19 protein-coding genes and 1 riboswitch are annotated in these 18096 nt (G+C 29.8%); of the genes, 11 read left to right on the top strand and 8 right to left on the bottom strand.

The features are described 5' to 3' along the window. Positions 1 to 441 precede the first annotated feature (441 nt). The 3 genes from ACTQYZ_RS07250 to ACTQYZ_RS07240 form a co-directional block, all read right to left on the bottom strand. Complete coding sequence (locus ACTQYZ_RS07250) at positions 442 to 735, bottom strand: hypothetical protein (protein ID WP_441022592.1); 294 nt, start codon at positions 733 to 735, stop codon at positions 442 to 444. Between the two features lie 335 nt (positions 736 to 1070). Further along, positions 1071 to 1781, bottom strand: coding sequence for a purine-nucleoside phosphorylase (gene deoD, locus ACTQYZ_RS07245; protein ID WP_441022590.1), 711 nt, complete (start codon positions 1779 to 1781; stop codon positions 1071 to 1073). A gap of 11 nt (positions 1782 to 1792) precedes the next feature. Beyond that, positions 1793 to 3952, bottom strand: a complete 2160-nt coding sequence (locus ACTQYZ_RS07240) for a RelA/SpoT family protein (RefSeq protein WP_441416303.1) — start codon at positions 3950 to 3952, stop codon at positions 1793 to 1795. 203 nt (positions 3953 to 4155) lie between these two features. On the opposite strand from ACTQYZ_RS07240, the gene metG reads away from it, so the two are divergent. Genes metG through ACTQYZ_RS07225 form a run of 3 tightly spaced genes read left to right on the top strand, consistent with a single transcriptional unit; the run spans position 4156 to position 7607 of the window. Continuing rightward, complete coding sequence (gene metG / locus ACTQYZ_RS07235) at positions 4156 to 6111, top strand: methionine--tRNA ligase (protein ID WP_441022586.1); 1956 nt, start codon at positions 4156 to 4158, stop codon at positions 6109 to 6111. Positions 6112 to 6116: 5 nt separating this feature from the next. Continuing rightward, entirely contained in the window at positions 6117 to 6755 is a 639-nt protein-coding gene (locus tag ACTQYZ_RS07230) for a cyclodeaminase/cyclohydrolase family protein (protein ID WP_441022584.1), read from the top strand. A gap of 3 nt (positions 6756 to 6758) precedes the next feature. After that, a complete protein-coding gene (locus ACTQYZ_RS07225; RefSeq protein WP_441416302.1) occupies positions 6759 to 7607 on the top strand; it encodes a bifunctional 5,10-methylenetetrahydrofolate dehydrogenase/5,10-methenyltetrahydrofolate cyclohydrolase in 849 nt (282 codons plus the stop codon). A gap of 13 nt (positions 7608 to 7620) precedes the next feature. Here ACTQYZ_RS07225 and ACTQYZ_RS07220 read toward each other — a convergent pair whose 3' ends face one another. Next, positions 7621 to 9000: a sigma-54 interaction domain-containing protein gene (locus ACTQYZ_RS07220; RefSeq protein ID WP_441022580.1), complete on the bottom strand. Its 1380-nt coding sequence runs from the start codon at positions 8998 to 9000 to the stop codon at positions 7621 to 7623. A gap of 132 nt (positions 9001 to 9132) precedes the next feature. On the opposite strand from ACTQYZ_RS07220, the gene ACTQYZ_RS07215 reads away from it, so the two are divergent. From ACTQYZ_RS07215 to ACTQYZ_RS07195, 5 genes are all read left to right on the top strand, one after another. Beyond that, entirely contained in the window at positions 9133 to 9423 is a 291-nt protein-coding gene (locus ACTQYZ_RS07215; RefSeq protein ID WP_441416301.1) for a NifU family protein, read from the top strand. Between the two features lies 1 nt (position 9424). Next, entirely contained in the window at positions 9425 to 9691 is a 267-nt protein-coding gene (locus ACTQYZ_RS07210) for a hypothetical protein (protein ID WP_441022578.1), read from the top strand. Positions 9692 to 9693: 2 nt separating this feature from the next. After that, positions 9694 to 9930 (top strand): helix-hairpin-helix domain-containing protein, encoded by a 237-nt coding sequence (locus ACTQYZ_RS07205; RefSeq protein ID WP_441416300.1) that lies wholly within the window; start codon positions 9694 to 9696, stop codon positions 9928 to 9930. A gap of 68 nt (positions 9931 to 9998) precedes the next feature. Beyond that, a riboswitch (TPP riboswitch) is annotated at positions 9999 to 10099 on the top strand. Between the two features lie 33 nt (positions 10100 to 10132). Further along, positions 10133 to 10795, top strand: a complete 663-nt coding sequence (locus ACTQYZ_RS07200; RefSeq protein ID WP_441416299.1) for an energy-coupled thiamine transporter ThiT — start codon at positions 10133 to 10135, stop codon at positions 10793 to 10795. Positions 10796 to 10913: 118 nt separating this feature from the next. Next, positions 10914 to 11357, top strand: coding sequence for a helix-turn-helix domain-containing protein (locus ACTQYZ_RS07195; protein WP_441416298.1), 444 nt, complete (start codon positions 10914 to 10916; stop codon positions 11355 to 11357). A 10-nt stretch (positions 11358 to 11367) separates the two neighbouring features. Here the strand turns inward: ACTQYZ_RS07195 and ACTQYZ_RS07190 are convergent, their stop codons facing one another. The 4 genes from ACTQYZ_RS07190 to ACTQYZ_RS07175 form a co-directional block, all read right to left on the bottom strand. After that, complete coding sequence (locus tag ACTQYZ_RS07190) at positions 11368 to 11544, bottom strand: DUF6440 family protein (protein ID WP_253229575.1); 177 nt, start codon at positions 11542 to 11544, stop codon at positions 11368 to 11370. 2 nt (positions 11545 to 11546) lie between these two features. Continuing rightward, positions 11547 to 12890: a butyryl-CoA:acetate CoA-transferase gene (locus ACTQYZ_RS07185; RefSeq protein WP_441022571.1), complete on the bottom strand. Its 1344-nt coding sequence runs from the start codon at positions 12888 to 12890 to the stop codon at positions 11547 to 11549. Positions 12891 to 12981: 91 nt separating this feature from the next. Further along, the gene (locus ACTQYZ_RS07180) at positions 12982 to 13923 is read right to left on the bottom strand and encodes an ATP-binding protein (protein ID WP_441022569.1); all 942 of its coding nucleotides are present in this window, start codon (positions 13921 to 13923) and stop codon (positions 12982 to 12984) included. 2 nt (positions 13924 to 13925) lie between these two features. Beyond that, positions 13926 to 14912, bottom strand: coding sequence for a DnaD domain protein (locus tag ACTQYZ_RS07175; protein ID WP_441022567.1), 987 nt, complete (start codon positions 14910 to 14912; stop codon positions 13926 to 13928). Positions 14913 to 15006: 94 nt separating this feature from the next. Here ACTQYZ_RS07175 and ACTQYZ_RS07170 point away from each other — a divergent pair, with 94 nt between their 5' ends. The 3 genes from ACTQYZ_RS07170 (at position 15007) to mnmE (ending at position 18090) form a co-directional block, all read left to right on the top strand. Beyond that, positions 15007 to 15960, top strand: coding sequence for a 3'-5' exoribonuclease YhaM family protein (locus tag ACTQYZ_RS07170; RefSeq protein WP_441022565.1), 954 nt, complete (start codon positions 15007 to 15009; stop codon positions 15958 to 15960). A gap of 1 nt (position 15961) precedes the next feature. Next, positions 15962 to 16552, top strand: a complete 591-nt coding sequence (locus ACTQYZ_RS07165; RefSeq protein WP_329384756.1) for a hypothetical protein — start codon at positions 15962 to 15964, stop codon at positions 16550 to 16552. A 161-nt stretch (positions 16553 to 16713) separates the two neighbouring features. Continuing rightward, complete coding sequence (gene mnmE / locus ACTQYZ_RS07160; RefSeq protein ID WP_441022563.1) at positions 16714 to 18090, top strand: tRNA uridine-5-carboxymethylaminomethyl(34) synthesis GTPase MnmE; 1377 nt, start codon at positions 16714 to 16716, stop codon at positions 18088 to 18090. Positions 18091 to 18096: the final 6 nt, after the last annotated feature.

Here is an 18096-nt window from a genome sequence, read left to right as displayed (position 1 = left end):
TGTCATTAATAGTTATTTTAGAATCGGCATATTGAGGATCCCATGAAAGTGCATATATAGCAAGTGCGTCATCTGCTGCTTTTAAAGTTCCGCCGTTTATTTCTGCTGTTGCCCAGTTTTGTACTGCAGAACCACCTGCACCAGTAGTTTCTATGAATCCTCCATTTATATTAAGAACTCCGTTATCATCGTTTTTAACTGCAATAAAAGTATTTCTTAATGTGCTTCCAGATTCAATATTAAGTGTGGCTCCTAGGTACGAATTAAAGAACTAAAACCAGATGTATTTTCAACTGTAGCATTTGCTATTGTCATTGAACCTTGGTTGTCTATTACATACCAAGAGTTCCCTCCTGAACTTCCAGATACACCTTTTTCTTGTGAACGTGTAAAAGTTCCGCCAGTAATGTTAGCTATTCCACCTTTGTTATTTACAAGAGCTCATTTTCCATGAACAATATTATCAACTTTACCATTCCCTTGAATTGTAAGGTTTCCGTTATTTGTTATTGTATGGTTGTTACCAGCATTAGTTATTGTGTATTCACCTAAATCGATTGTTACAGTTTTGCCGCTTGGTATTGTTACACTTTCTGTAACATTATCTAAAAGTGTAACAGTTTTTCCATCTGCATTGTCAATTGCAGCTTGTAGTGTTTGGTATTTTGTTCCATCAACTTCTGCAACATCGTTATCAGCAGCAAAAATATTTGATGTTAAAGCAAATGAAATCATACATAAATCATAATACCTGCTAAAATTTTGTTTTTAACTTTTTTCATAATGTCCTACTATAATTGTATCGTCATATTTTATATAATACAAAAGTTTTTTGTAATTAATAAAATAAAAATTTACAAAATAAATAATAAACTTTGTATTTTTAAATATGAATCTATGTTATTATGATTATAAACCAAATAGTATAATGTGTAAACATTTAAAAATAATTTTATATATTGTTTTTATATCATTGTTAAAAAAAATGTGTGTTATGAAATATTTGCGTTCTTATATTTTGCATTAAATAAAAGAAAGCACATAAAATGTGCTTTCTTTTATTATTATAATTATTCTGCAAAAGTTTCAAGGGCAAGAGTTATCATATCGTTTAGTTTTGTTTCTCTTTCTTTACTTGACAATATAGTATCAGTATAAATAAAATGATCACTTACCGTAAAAATTCCAAGAGCTTTTTTATTTAAGGCTGCTGCAACACTATATAAGCCTGCTGCTTCCATTTCCACTCCGAGAATTCCAAGATCTTTCCATTTCTTCCAACCGTCACTGCCTTGTGCATAGAAGTTATCGCTTGAAAGAATATTTCCTACCTTTATGTCAATATTAAGTTCTTTTGCTTTATTGTAAGCTTTAATAAGTAAATCAAAATCAGCAAGGGGAGCGAAAGTTCCATTTAAATAGAATTGAGAAGCAAAGTTTGAATTTGTACTTGCACCTTGTGCTATTAATACATCGTTAACTTTTACATCTTCGCTGTATCCTCCGCAGCTTCCTATTCTTACTATATTTTCAACTCCGTAAAAACTATATAATTCATGTGAATAAATTGATATTGAAGGTATACCCATTCCTGAACCCATTACGGAGATGTTTTTACCTTTATATTGTCCGCTATAACCTAGCATTCCTCTTACGTTTGTTACTTCTCTTGCATTTTCCAAAAAGTTTTTTGCAATATATTTTGCTCTTAGAGGATCTCCCGGCATTAAAACAGTTTTATAAAAATCGCCATCTTTTGCATTAATATGAGGTGTTGTCATTTTTATTCCTCCTAAATTCTGTAAACTTCTTTTACTCCGTTAATATTTTTAAGTTTTCTGAATAAATCTTCTAACTCTTTAGTATTATGAACATTTAAACTTATATTTACAACAGAGCCGTATTTTTTATCTGATGTAGCCGAGAAGTTAGACATATTAAAGCCTTCGTTACTTATTATTGTTGTTATTTCAGCTGATAAACCAATTCTATCATGAGCGGTAATTCTTACATCAGCTTCAAAAGTTTTATTTTCTTTTAATTCTGCTGTGTTCCAAGATACGTTTATAAGTCTTTCTCTGTTGATTGAATTACTTACGTTAATACAGTCTGCTCTGTGAATTGATACCCCTCTGTTTTTTGTAATATACCCTACAATATTGTCTCCCGGAACCGGATTGCAACAGTTTGAGAAAAATACTGCAAGGTCTGTATATCCCTGAACATTGATTGCATTGCTATTTTTGCTTTTTTGGTTCTTTACAAGTTTAATTTCTTTTTCTTTTGCTTCATTTTCAAATTCATCTTTGAAATGTTCTTTTATTCTTTGGAATACCATTCCGCTTTTAAGTCCACCGTATCCAATAGCTGAATATAAGTCATCCCAAGTATTTACGTTGAAACGTTTTTTTACGAATTCTAAATGACCGTTTGTAGCGATAGTGTTAAGAGAGTATCCGTCTTTTTTAACTTCTTTTTCAAGGGCTTCTTTTCCTCTAATGATGTTTTCTTCTTTGTCTGCCTTTTTAAAGAAAGATTTTATTTTTGTTTTAGCATGAGAACTTTTTACGATATTAAGCCAGTCTCTGCTTGGACCTTTAGAGTTTGGAGAAGTTATTATGTTTACAATATCTCCATTTTGAAGTTTATATGTTAAAGGTACCATTTTCCCGTTTACTTTTGCGCCTACACACTGATTACCTATATCTGAATGGATTCTATATGCAAAGTCAATAGGGCAGGCTCCGTTTGGAAGCTGAATAACTTTTGAATTTGGAGTAAAAACGAAAACTTCATCAGTAAATAAGTCAAATTTTACTCCTTCCATAAACTCATCAGCATTTTCGAGTTCATTTTCCATTTCCATTAATTCTCTTATCCAAATGAGTCTTTTTTCAAAACTGTCTTCTTTTTTATTTGTTGTTCCTTCTTTGTATTTCCAGTGAGCAGCGATACCGTATTCTGCCGTTCTGTGCATTTCATAGGTTCTTATTTGTATTTCAAAAGGTTCTGAGCCTTTTGTGAATACAGTTGTATGCAAAGATTGATACATGTTTGGTTTCGGCATTGCTATATAATCTTTAAATCTTCCAGGCATTGGGTTCCATAGTGTATGGGCCATACCAAGAACTCCATAACAGTCTTTTACTGTTTTAACTAGAACCCTTATTGCAAATAAATCATATATTTCTTCAAAGGCTTTTCCTTTTTTCATTTTTCTGTAAATTGAATAAAAATGTTTAGGTCTTCCTTCTATTTTTGCTTCGATATCGGATTCTTTTAAAACCTTACCTAACATATATTTAACATTATCTATAAAAGCTTCTCTTTCTTCTCTTTTTAGTGCAACTTTTCTTGCTATGTCGTGGTATGCTTCAGGATCTAAATAAAGAAGAGCCAAGTCTTCAAGTTCCCATTTTATTTTAGAGATACCAAGACGATGGGCAATAGGCGCATAAATATCAAGAGTTTCTCTTGCTTTTTGTTTTTGTTTATCTGGTCTCATGGCTGATAGCGTACGCATATTATGAAGTCTGTCGGCTAATTTTATTATTACGACTCTTATATCGTTTGCCATCGCTATGACCATTTTTCTTAGGTTTTCGGCTTCTCTTTGTTCTTTTGTTATAAATTGAAGTTTGCCTATTTTTGTAACTCCGTCAACTAAATTTGCTATTGTTTGATTAAAGTTTGTTTTTATCATTTCGTAACTAGCAGGAGTATCTTCTATAACGTCGTGGAGAATTGCCGCACAAATGGTATCCGTATCCATGTGTAAATCCGTTAAAATAAAAGCTACTTCAAGAGGGTGAGATATATAAGGCTCCCCTGAGTATCTTGTTTGGTTTTTATGTGCATCTTTTGCAAGTAAATAAGCTCTCTCTATAATTTCAAAATTTGCATCTTTTGAATATTCTCTTATACTGTTTTCAAGTTTTCTAAGAAGTTCCATAGGCATCCTCCCAACCGAATAAACATTACATGTTTAGTCCTTATTTGTATTTTTTATAATAACACAAAGCGAGCATCTGTTCAACTTTATTTAATGTAAAATAAACGTGCAGATTAAATATTTATTTAGTATATAATTGATTTTAAAGGGTATATTTGGTAATATAAATTATTATAGCTTTTTATTTAAGGAGAGTGTGATAGATGAGTAAAAAACCATATTATATTTCAACAGCAATCGCTTATACATCAGGTAAACCTCATATTGGAAATACTTATGAAATTGTATTGGCGGATAGTATAGCAAGATATAAAAGAATGACTGGATATGATGTTTATTTCCAAACAGGAACAGATGAACATGGTCAAAAAATAGAAACAAAGGCAAATGAAGCCGGAATTTCACCAAAAGAATTTGTAGATAACGTATCAGGCGAAATTCATAGAATTTGGGATATTATGAATACAAGCTATGATAAATTTATCAGAACTACAGATCCTTATCATGAAAAGAAAGTTCAACAAATCTTTAAGAAATTATATGAAAAAGGGGATATATATAAAGGTGTATATGAAGGAATGTACTGTGAACCATGCGAATCTTTCTTTACAGAAAGTCAGCTTGTTGACGGAAAATGTCCTGACTGCGGAAGAGAAGTTACTTATGAAAAAGAAGAAGCTTATTTCTTCAAATTAAGCAAATACGCTGACAGATTAATGGAATATATAGATTCACACCCTGAATTTATTCAACCTGAATCAAGAAAAAATGAAATGGTTAATAACTTCTTAAAACCTGGACTTAAAGATTTATGTGTATCAAGAACAAGTTTTAAATGGGGTATACCTGTTGATTTTGATGAAGGTCATGTTGTATACGTTTGGATTGATGCTCTTTCAAACTATATTACATTCCTTGGATATGATGTTTATGGAAATCATGAAGATACATTTAAGAAATACTGGCCTGCAGATGTTCATTTAATTGGTAAAGATATTTTAAGATTCCATACAATATACTGGCCTATAATGCTTATGGCTCTTGATATCCCTCTTCCAAAACAAATTTTTGGACATCCTTGGTTACTTCTTGGTGAAGGTAAAATGAGTAAATCAAAAGGTAATGTTATTTATGCTGATGATCTTGTAGATGTATTTGGTGTTGACAGTGTAAGATATTATCTTTTAAGAGAAATGCCGTTTGCTCAAGACGGTACACTAACTTACGAACAACTTATTGACAGAGTTAACGGAGAACTTGTAAATATATTAGGTAACCTTGTAAACAGAACTTTAGCAATGAGTAAAAAATACTTTGACGGTAAAGTTACAAACCCTAATGTTAAAGAAGATGTTGATGACGATTTAATTAAACACGTTACAGATACACCAAGACTTGTTGAAGAAAAAATGAATGAATTAAAAGTTGCTGATGCAATTAATTTAATTATTGGGCTTGCAAGAAGAAGCAATAAATATATTGATGAAACAATGCCTTGGGTACTTGCTAAAGATGAAAGCAAAGCAGACAGACTAAAAACTGTTTTATATAATCTTTTAGAATCAATAAGAGTTATTGGTATTTTAATTACACCTTTCTTACCTCAAACAGGTGAAAATATCATTAAAATGTTAAATACAAAAAATGATTCTTATGAAAGTGCGTTAAGTTTTGGCGGTTTAGAAGAAGACATAGTTTTAAATGAATCATTTGTATTATTTAACAGACTTGATCCAAAAGAAATTATGAAACAAGTTGGTAAAGAAGAAAAACAAGAAAAGAAAAAAGATAAAAAAGAAAATAAAAAAGTAAAGAAGGAAGAACAAGAAAATACAGAAATTACCATTGATGATTTTGCAAAAGTTAAGTTAAGAACGGGTAAAATAGTAAGTGCAAGAAAACATCCTAATGCTGATAAATTATTGGTATTTGAAGTAATGGTTGGAGAAGAAAAAAGACAGATTGTTTCAGGTATTGCCAAATTCTTTACACCTGAAGAAGTTATAGGAAAAAATGTTGTTGTAGTTGCGAACTTAAAACCTGCAAAACTTAGAGGTGAAGTTTCTGAGGGAATGTTACTTCTTGCGGAAGATAAAGACGGAAAACTTACTTTTGTATCTCCTGAAGAAGATGTTGAAAGCGGATTAGAGGTTAGATAATTAATATGGCTTATAAAGATTATACTTTACAAGATTTTGTTAATAAAACTTACAGCAAAGACCCTGCTCCCGGAGGGGGCGGGGTCTGTTCTTTATGTGGCTCTTTAGGTGTAGCATTATCGGGAATGGTTTCTAATTTTACTACCGGAAAGAAAAAGTATGCACAGTATGAAGAGGACATTCAAAAAATAATAAAAGATGCAAAAAGACTTCAAGAACGATTTTTATCTTTAATAGATGAAGATGAAGAGAATTTTATACCTTTGTCAAAAGCATATGGTTTAAAAGCAGAAAGTGATGAAGAAAAGAAATTTAAAGATGATGAAATTTCAAGATGTTCCATTATTGCATGTAAGGCACCAATAGAGATTATAGATATATCTTATGAAGCAATATTACTTCATAAAGAACTTTTAACAAAAGGTTCTGTGTTGTTAATAAGTGATGTTGGAGTAGGAGTTGAATGCTTAAGAACAGCTTTAAAAGGTGCTTACTTGAATGTATTGATAAACATGAAAACAATAAAAGATTCTTCTTTTATAGAAAAAAATTTAAAAGAATGTAAAGATAAAGTTGATAGTGGCTTAATTTTGTGCGACGAAGTATATGATAAAGTTTTAGATAGACTAAATATAGGAGAATAAAAAATGACAAAGAAATTGCTTGGCAGCAAAGTTGTAAATGAAATAATAATAAACAGCAAAAAAGAATGTAGTGAATTAAAAGAACAAGGAATAAATCCTCAAATAGCAGTTGTCAGAGTGGGTAATAATGCAAGTGATATTTCATATGAAAAAAGCATAATGAATTTTATGGAAAAAGCTGATATATCCGTAAAATCAATAGTATTGGATGAGAATATTAAAGAAGATGATTTTATTAAATCATTAAAAGAAGTAAATGAAGATGAAAGTATAAATGCGATTTTGGTATTTAGACCTCTTCCTGCTCAGCTTGATGAAGATAAAATAAAATACATTATTTCTCCAAGTAAAGATATTGACTGTTTTTCTCCTGTAAATATGGCAAAACTTTTTATTTCAGATACAAGTGGTTTTTATCCTTGTACGCCTCTTGGAGTTATGGAAATGCTAGATTATTACAGAATAAATCCAGAAGGGAAAGAAGTTGTAATCGTAGGTAGAAGTCTTGTTGTAGGCAAGCCTTTAAGTATGATGCTTTTAGACAGACATGCTACTCTTACGATTTGTCATTCAAGAACAAAAAATTTAAAAGAAGTTTGCAAAAAAGCAGATATTTTAATTGTTGCTGTTGGAAGAGCAAATATGGTAGATAAAGAATATATTAAAAAAGATGCTGTTGTCATAGATGTAGGAATTAATTTTTATGATGGTAAATTGACAGGTGATGTTGATTATGAAAGTGCAAGTGAAGTTGCAGGTATGATTACTCCTGTTCCAGGAGGAGTAGGCAGTGTAACAACGGCTTGTCTTGTTAAAAATGTTTTAAAAGCATGTAAACAAAAAAACGGATAATCTATCCGTTTTTTTATTTTGAATATTTTTTTCTTTTTCTTACAAATGTAGACGGATCCATATTTAAACTTGCCGCTGCCTGTCTTACATTTTTATATTTTTCATAAGCCTTATTTATATATGCAAGTTCAATTTGTTCTATAAGTTCTTTTAAATTGTCTGTTTTAGGAAGTTTAAAATCTTTTATAATGTCTTTATTATATTTAGGGAAGTTTAAATCTTTTGTTGTTACTACATTATCAGAAAGTATTAATCCTCTTTCTACTACATTTCTCAATTCTCTAATATTTCCTGGCCAATCTTGTTCTCTTAAAAACTCAAGTGCCTCATTTGAAAATGATTTGTTAAAGCCGTATTTATTATTAAATGTATCTTTAAATAAATTTATAAGAGGGATAATATCTTCTTTTCTTTCTTTTAAAGGCGGAATATATATAGGGAAAACCATTAGTCTATAATATAAATCTTTTCTGAATAAATTATTTTCCACAAGTTGTTCAAGGTCTGCATTAGTTGCGGCTATTATTCTAACATTAACTTTTATCGATTTTGTTCCACCGACTCTTTCTATTTCTCTTTCTTGAATGACTCTTAAAAGTTTTACCTGCAATGAAAGAGGAAGTTCTCCAACTTCATCTAAAAATACGGTTCCGTTATTTGCCGCCTCGAATATACCTGCTTTTCCTTTTTTGTCGGCTCCTGTAAAAGACCCTTTTTCATATCCAAAAAGTTCACTTTCCGCAAGAGATGGAGATATAGCACCACAGTTGACTTTTATAAAAGGTTCATTTTTTCTGTTACTATTATTTAAAATATAATTTGCAAAAAGTTCTTTACCTACTCCGGTTTGTCCAATAAGCATTACAGTTGTATCAAGACCTGCAACTTTTTTTGCTATATTTAATACTTGTTTTGAATTCTCATCAACGCAAATAATTTTTTCATTTTCTTTAATACTTGTTGATTCTATATTTATATTTTTTTTTGTCAGTAAGCTGTTTTTTTCTGCTTCTTTTTTTAATTTATAAATTTCCGTTAAATCTCTTACATTTGTTACAACCATTATTATATTACTCTTTTTGTCAAAAACAGGAGAGCTTGTTATTAATGCTTTTTTTCCTGTTTTAAATTCTTGTTGAAGGGTTATTGGTTCTTTTTTTTGAAGAGCCAAGACCGAACCTGATATAGATATTACATTATTTTTTATAAGATCAATCATGTTCTTTCCTAGAACTTCTTCTTTTTTTAATCCGGTAATTACCTCATAAGATTTATTTACTTTTATTGTATTTGCCTTATTATCTGTTATATAAATACCGTCAAATGAGTTTTCTATTATTGCATCAAGTCTTTCATTTGCTTCTTGAAGATTATTAAAGATATTATTTTCCATTTTACACCTCATATATAAATTTATTTTACTATGCATGTTGCAAAAATGCAACAATCTATTTTTAGTAATATAAGCAATAAATATATTTGAAAAAAATATAATTGTTTTATATAATTGGGTAGAGGTAGAGTTATGTTAAAAGATGATAAAATAATAGAAATAGAAAAAGTTTTAAATGATAAAGTTCGTCCTTATTTAAAAAATCATGGTGGTAATGTTGTTATAAAGGAATATAAAGAAGGAATACTTAAAGTAAAATTAATAGGTCAATGTGCAAACTGTGTAAGTGCAAAGACAACAAATGAAGAACTTATAAAATATAACGTATTAAAAGAAATACCAAGCATAAAAGATGTAATTCTTGTTGAGGGAGTAAATGATGAACTTCTAGATTTTGCAAAAAATTTTCTAAAAGGGAAATAAAATGAATGTGTATTTAAAATACTGTGGCGGCTGCAATGAAACATATAACAGGGTTAGTGAAGTTGAAAAATTAAAAAAGGAATTCCCTAATGTTTGTTTTTATTATGATGATAATCACATTTGTGATATTGCGCTTATTGTATGCGGATGTAATAATGCTTGCGTTTGTATGGATAAAATAAAAATTGAAAATAAATATATTTTAAAGGATAAAGAAGATTTTTATAAAATAAAATCTGTTTTATTAAATAAATTACAAGGGAATTGATTATGGGTGAACTTAGAAAAATACCAGGTGTAGGGAAGAAAACAGAAAAAGATTTAATAATGTTAGGATATAAAAATATTGAGTCCTTAAAAGGAGAAGATCCTGAAAAAATATATTTAAAGGAATGTGAACAAAAAGGCTGTAAAGTTGACAGGTGTCAGCTTTATGTATATAGATGTGCTGTTTATTATGCGAACGAAGGAGAAGATAGAGAGAATAAAAAGTGGTTGGGATTTTAAAGATAAATAATACTAGTATTTGACATATTATGTTGTCAGTGGTAAAATATTGTGAAATTAAAATAATACAAATAAGCTAGGGGAGCCTATGGGCTGAGAGAACTATTCGTGTTTACCCTTACTACTTGATCCGGGTTATGCCGGCGTAAGGAAGCTAAATATTTTCTTAACCCCTCCTATGTTTATAAAAGGAGGTATTTTTATGTCAATTTTTGTATCATCTACACCTGACGGTTATATGCCAACAACAATAGGATATATAGCATTAGCAGTTTTACTTATTGCGGCATTGGTTATAGGTGTATATTTATCAAAATCAAATAAGAAAGAAAAACAAAAAAGTATCAGTACAAAAAAAATGGTTTTTTGTGCAATGATTATTGCTCTTGGAACAGTAGCATCAATGCTTAAAGTATATGAGTTTCCATTTGGAGGTTCCGTAACTTTATGTAGTATGTTATTTGTATGCTTGGCGGGTTATTTTTTTGGTCCTGCAACAGGTATTTTTACAGGTGCTTCATATGGTATTTTGCAACTGATTATTGAGCCTTACATAGTTTTTCCTTTGCAAGTAATAGTTGATTATTTACTTGCTTTTGGTGCTCTTGGTTTATCCGGAATATTTTATAAATCAAAAAACGGTTTGTTAAAGGGATATATAGTTGGTGTTATCGGAAGATATATTTTTGCAGTCCTTTCAGGGTTTATATTTTTTGCTGAATATGCTTGGGCAGGCTGGTCGCCACTTGCTTATTCTTTGGTATATAACGGAATATATATAGGAGCTGAAGCAATTCTTACAATCATTGTAATTTCAATACCAGCTGTAAAAAAAGGATTTGAAAGAGTTAAAAATAATATTTAAGGAAGAAGTATTTTACTTCTTCTTTTTTATTATTAAGGAGTGCTTTTTGAACTTTGTAATATATTTATAATTTAGTGTTTAGTGTTATAATTATTTTAATATAGTTTGGAGAAATGTTATGAGTATAGGACAAAGAATAGCATGTGAAAGAAGAAATCTTAATTTAACACAAGAACAGCTTTCAGAAAAACTTGGAGTATCAAGACAAACAGTTTCAAAATGGGATCAGGATATTATTTTAGTTGGTACAAATAAGCTTATAGAACTTTGTGATATACTTGAGGTAAGTATAGATTATTTATTAACAGGTGAAGAAAAAAATAATAAGCTTGAAGTAAAAAACGGAGAGAAAGGGCTTGAAATAGACTGGACTAAAATTTATCCTATTTTAACTAAATATCAAGATGAAATAGATATGGATTACTATTTGGCTCATTTTGAGAATATGATAAAAGAAGCAATGAAAAAATATGATTATTCTCTTGAAGATGATGTGCTTGTTTTAAAAGATGTATTTTATAAAGCATTTTTAAATATTGAAAAAAAGAAAAGGACTGTTTAACAGTCCTTTTTTATTCGTCATATATTGGAGTAACTAAAGGTTTTCCGTCTTTGTTTAGTAAAGGGGTAAGTCCACTTGCTGTTCCGTCGAAATGGAATAAATAATTTACTCCTGTTTCTCTGTCAACCCAAATTTCATTACCTTTTATTGTTCCTTCACTATGAACTTTTATGAATCTTTTTTTCATTGTTATTTATTGCTTCTTCTCCAGATGTTCATTTTTTCTGCTTCTTTAATAAGTTCTTCTCTGAAGTCAGGATGAGCAACACTGATTAAAGCTTCAGCTTTTTGCCATGTAGAAAGTCCTTTTAAGTTTACTTTACCATATTCTGTTACAACATAGTGAGTATTTGCTCTTGTATCTGTAACTACTGAACCAGGGTGAAGTGTTGGTAAGATACGAGATTTTAATTCACCTTGTTTGTTTTTGAATGTAGAAGATAGGCAGATAAAGCTTTTACCGCCTTTTGATAAGTAAGCACCAAGAACAAAGTCAAGTTGTCCGCCTGCTCCAGAAATTTGTTTTGTTCCTGAAGATTCAGAGCTTACTTGTCCGAATAAGTCAATATCAACAGCATTGTTGATTGAGATGAAGTTATCATGTTCAGAGATAACTCTTGCGTCGTTTGTATAATCAACAGGAGCTGACATACATTCTGGGTTGTCATTTAAGTAATCATATAATTTTTTTGTACCTGCTGCGAATGCATATGTTTGACGGAATCTGTTTAAGTTCTTTTTAGAACCATTGATTTTGCCTGCGTTTGCAATATCAACAAAACCGTCTACAAACATTTCTGTATGAACACCAAGGTCTTTTAAGTCTGATTCTGCGATTAAAGAACCAACTGCGTTTGGCATTCCACCGATACCAAGTTGTAAACAAGCTCCATTAGGGATTTCTTCAACGATTAGTTTTGCAACTGTTTTATCAACGTCTGTTGCAGCTCCACCGCCACCCATTTCAGCCATTGGAGGGTTGTCTCCTTCGATAATCATATCTACATTTGAGATGTGAACTGCAGATTCAAATCCGCCTAAACATCTTGGTACATTTTCGTTTACTTCAACAATAACTTTTTTTGCTGTTTCGCATACAGCCATTAAGTGTGAAGCACTTGGTCCAAAACTAAAGTATCCATGGTTATCCATTGGAGAAACTTGCATAATAGCAACATCTGCTCCTGGAGTATTTCCATCTCTATAGTATCTTGGAAGTTCTGAATAACGAATTGGAGAATAGAATGAAAATCCTTTTGCTACAGCTTTTCTTTCAATTCCTCCCATATGCCATGAGTTCCATGTGAAATGATCCTTTGCATCTTCAAGTTTGAAGATTTCAGGTTCCCACATTAAGATACCGCCTCTTACGTTTACGTCTTTTAAGTTAGGCATAATTTTTGCTAGTTCTTTGTCGAATGCAACAGGAGTTGTTGCTGTCCAACCGTAATCAATCCAATCGCCTGATTTTACTGTTTTTGCTGCTTGTTCAGCACTTACTAATTTTTGTTCATATTCTTTTTTATAATCCATATTAGCATCCTCTCGTTTATTTGAATTATATATATTTTATCATTAATAACTATTAAGGGTCAATAGCTTAAAGTTTTAAATCAGTAAAAAATTACTTATTTTTTAATTTTTTTATTATTCTTATATCAGGACCAAAAAATTTTAAATATTTAAAGCTGCCTATTATTCTTGAATATATTCTTGATTTGTATTTTTCTCTTATTTCATTTAGATTAAGATTTGTTGTTATTATCATTTTTTTATTATAAGTAATTTTATATTCTATTAATTTTAAAATTTCATTGTTAACATATTCACTTTGAGTTTCTATTCCAAGGTCATCAAGAATTAATAAATCTGCATTTAATATATTTTGTTTATCATCTTCTAAAGATGGATTAGAGAAATTTTTTATAGCATCTTCAAATTCTCTTGCAGTTAAACAAACAACACTATATCCTTTTTTTAATAGATTTTTTCCTATAGCGGCTGCAAGGAAAGTTTTTCCGCTTCCTACCGAGCCTGACATAAGTAATCCAATAGTATCATTATTGTCATTAAATTCATTTATAAACCTTAAAGCTTGTTGTTTGTTTTTTAAAATATTTTCTCTTGGTGATATTTCTCCTTTTTTTGCTTCATTAATAAACAGATTTTCATCAAATTCATCAAAACTTCCTTTTCTAAAAAGTAAGGGGTGAGGTTTTACATTAAAATGTAAAAATTCTTTTAAGCAATCGCACATATGTCCGTTTATATATCCTGTATCTTTGCATTTATTACAGTCGTATTTTACTTCCAAGAAATTTTCATCAAAACCTTTTTTTATTAATTCTTCTCTTAATTGATTATTTAGTTTTATTTCTTTTTCTTTGTATTCTTTACTACTAAGATTACCAAGACAAGCGCTTATTCCAAGCTCATTAATTTCGTTAAGGATTTCTTTTATCTTAGGATAATTTTGTTTGATATAATCTATTTTTCTTTCTAATTCTTTTTCTTTTAATTTTCTTTTTTTGTTAAAATCAATCATTTTTTTTTCGTTAATATCCATGATTAATCCTCACTCATAATTCTTTCTATATCTTCTTCGTTATAAAATTCATAATCAATATCAGATTGTATTGTTTCCTTTTGAGGTTTTGATATTTTATTTTGAGGTTTTGTGTTTTTATCTTTGTTTATATACATACTATAAATTACACTATCAACATATTTAAAGCTTGGTTTGTTTGTTGCAATGGTTTCATCGCAGGCTTTTAAAATTTGTTCCATACTTAATTTATATTCATCAAGCCATTTATCCACAAGGTTTTCTTCAGGTTTTGTAATAAATGTACCTCTTGTATTAAGTCCAAGATATTTGAATATTTTTTGATATTCTTGATATCTCTTATCGCTTTTGTTAAATTCCATTGCGGCTTCGTCAAAGGTTTTTATTCCTTTTGAGTGAAAGTCCATTGCCACTGCATTCCAATATTTTCTTTGTTTTATTTTTCTTTTAACAAGACATGTATTTACTATTAACTTAACGGTTTCTGTACTAAAAGAATAATCTTCCATCCAGTCAGAGAACATTTCCATTTCTTGATGTGATATTGGTCTTCCAAGTCCACCTTCTTCAATTGATGCTTCAAATTCTTTACTAAGTTCGTCAAATAAACTTTGTTTTTTTGTGTTATATTCTATTGTTTCGCTGTAAGAACCGTTTTTCTTGAATTTTTCTGGAGTAAATATCATAGTAGATATATTTTTATATTGAATTACATAGTTTCTTTTATCTGTATGAATAAAAGTTAATACCTGTTTGTCATGCCAATATTTAAATGCCTTTACTACATCACCTTCACTCATTCCAAGAGTGTTTGCGATTTTTTTATTTGAAGGCATTTCAGAGATTGGATTTTGTGTACATTTTAGTCCATATAAATATACTTTGACATAATCTCCTCTTGCCATTGGCATAAAGTGGTTTATAAAAATGTTTTCTACTATTGTTACACCTATATCATCGTTGTTGTTTATAAATTCAAATCTATTCATTTAAAATTTCTCCAAAATAAAGTAAAACAATTATAGCATATTTTGTAACTTTAGTGTAGAATATAATATGTATTTTAATTTTACGAGGTAGTAAATGATTAGTAATTTAAAAGTTAGCGATAAGGTATTCGATAATTTTATTTTAAAGAGCGTTATGCTTAGAAAGACAAGAACAGGTAAGGATTATCTTGATATAATCCTTAAAGATAAAAGCGGTGAAATTGCCGCAAAATTATGGAATGTGGAAGAAGAACAAAAGGATAGTTTTAAATCCGGTGATGTTGTAAAAGTAAGTGGAGAAGTAGACAGCTTTGGTTCAAATCCTCAAGTTAAGATTGAACATATTGAAAAAGTTAAATTGAACGATGAAGAAATGAATAAGCTTGTTGAAGCCGCTCCTTTGAATGCTGATAAGATGTTTGAAGAAATTATTTTAACTATAAATAATTTCAAAAATGAAGATGTTAAACTTATCACAAAGACTTTAATTGATAAGTATGAATACAAATTTAAAACATATCCTGCGGCAAAATCTTTTCATCATGCTATGAAAAGTGGACTATTATTTCATACTTTCACAATGCTTACAAATGCAAAAAAACTTAGTGCTACATATACATTTTTAAATACAGATTTGCTTTTTGCAGGCGTTATACTTCATGATATATGTAAAACAGAAGAGATGGAATGTAACGATTTGGGAGTTGTTGAAAACTATACAAAAGATGGACAACTTCTTGGTCATATAATTCAGTGTATTTGTGAAATAGATAATGTAAGCAGGACATTAAATATTGAAAGTGAAGTTCCGCTTTTGCTTAAACATATGGTTCTTTCTCATCATTATCATCCTGAGTTTGGATCTCCAAAGTATCCTATGATACCGGAAGCAGAAATGCTTCATTATCTTGATATTTTGGATTCAAGAATGAATCAAATGCAAACTGCTTTTAATGCTACAAAAGAAAATGAATTTTCAAGCAGGGTAAGAATGCTTGATAATAGAAATATATATCATTATAATATAGAAGGTATGGAGGAGGAATAACATGAGTGTACAACTTGCAGCTTCATTAGTTATTTTTTGTATAGGCTACTTTGGTATGCTTGCAATAAAAATTATAGGATTTTCAAAAAACAATAAAAAATTAGGTAAAATGGTTTACGCTGCACCGAAAGGACTTGGGAATACTGATTTTAAATGGCAGGTTTTATATTTTGTTTTGGTAATTGCTGCTATATTGATTATTGATATTCTTGGTTTCTTAAATGCAACAATATTCTTTTATTGTATGGGATTAATTGGTGTTTATTTTGGATTTGCAACTTATTCTATTTTTATGTGTATACTTGGAGGAAGAGGTCTTTATCAATATGGTGTAAGATCAATGACTGGTGCATTGGTATATGAAAAAATAGATTCATACGAAATTTTACAAAGAAAACAACATAAAGGTCTATCATTAAAGGTAAAACCTAAATCAGGAATGTTAAATGCAACTCAAATTATGTTTTTAGATTATGAAGATAAAGACGATGTTGATAAAATTCTAAGGGTTAATGTTGGAGTAAAAGGTAAACCTGCAAATTATTATGGAGTAAGACCTAATAAGAAAAAAAGAGGGAAAAGAAGAAAATGACATTATAAAACCATGTCTAATAGACATGGTTTTAATTTATTTTACAAAATATATTCTTTAATTTAAAAGAATATAGCTTTTTAAAAATCTGTATGATATAATTTAAAAGTTATACGGGAAATATTTATAAATTTTTAGGAAATATTTTAAAGAGGTAAATTATGTTTAAAGAAGATACAATTGCTGCTATTGCAACTCCTTCAGGTTATGGGGGCGTTTCTATAATAAGAATAAGCGGTAGTGATGCTTTTGATGTTACAGATAAAATTTTTAAAATGAAAAATAAAACCATACATGATGTTAGTAAAAACACCATAAATTATGGACATATAATAGATCCAAAAACAAACGAAGTTGTTGACGAAGTTTTGGTATCAAAGATGTGTGCACCACATTCTTTTACGGCAGAAGATATAACTGAAATAAACTGTCATGGGGGAATGAGTGTAACTTCAAGGGTTTTAGCATTGGTTTTGGAAAGCGGAGCAAGACTTGCCGAAGCAGGAGAATTTACAAAGAGAGCTTTCTTGAATGGCAGAATAGATTTGGTTCAAGCTGAGGCAATAAGCGATTTGATTATGGCTAAAACAAATAGTTTTGCAAAAAGTGCCATGAACTCTTTAAAAGGTGATTTATCAGGAAAAATAGATGAAATAAAAGCGGATATTACAAATATGCTTGCGAGACTTGAAGTAACAATTCAATATCCTGAATATGATGAAGAAGATTTAACGGATAATGAAATTGTTGATTTAATAGAAAAAATGTCTTTTAAGTTAAAGAAAATTATATCAACTTTTGAAAAGGGTGAAATTCTTAAAGAGGGGATAAAAGTTGCCATAATAGGTAAACCCAATGTAGGGAAATCTCAGCTTTTAAATGCACTTATAAACGAAAATAAAGCAATTGTAACAGACGAGGCAGGAACAACAAGGGATATCGTTGATGAAGTTGTAAATATAAAAGGTGTTCCTGTTAAATTCATTGATACCGCTGGAATAAGAAATGCCGATAATAAAGTTGAGCAAATAGGAATAGATAAGTCTATATCAATGCTTGAAGATAGTAATATAATTTTATTTTGCATAGATTCTTCTCGTGCTTTAGATAGTGAAGATATTGAAATAATAAAAATGCTTCCTGAAAATAAAGATATAATCGTTGTTTTAAACAAAATGGATTTAGATGTAAATGAAGAAACAATAAATGCTTTTGAAAATTATAAAACAATAGAAATATCTGCGCTAAAACAAGAGGGAATAGAAAAAATCGAAAATGCAATTTATGATATAGCCAAAGTAAATGATAATGATGAAGTTGGAGAAATACTTGTAAGTAACGTAAGACATAAAAATCTTTTGCTTGGAGCAAAAGAAGATTTTGATCATGCAGTAGAGATGGTGCACTCCGGATTAGAAGTTGATTTGGTTGAAATAGACATAAATTCAGCTCTTTCAAAACTGGGAGAAATTACTGGAGAAACCACAAGTGAAGATATTATAGATGAAATATTTAAGAATTTCTGTTTAGGAAAGTAGAGGTAA

Source organism: Anaerofustis sp. LCP19S3_F7 (genome assembly GCF_052119445.1).
Lineage (GTDB): Bacteria > Bacillota > Clostridia > Eubacteriales > Anaerofustaceae > Anaerofustis > Anaerofustis butyriciformans.
Note: the sequence above shows the minus strand (reverse complement) of the source record. Positions and strands in the feature narration are given on the sequence as shown.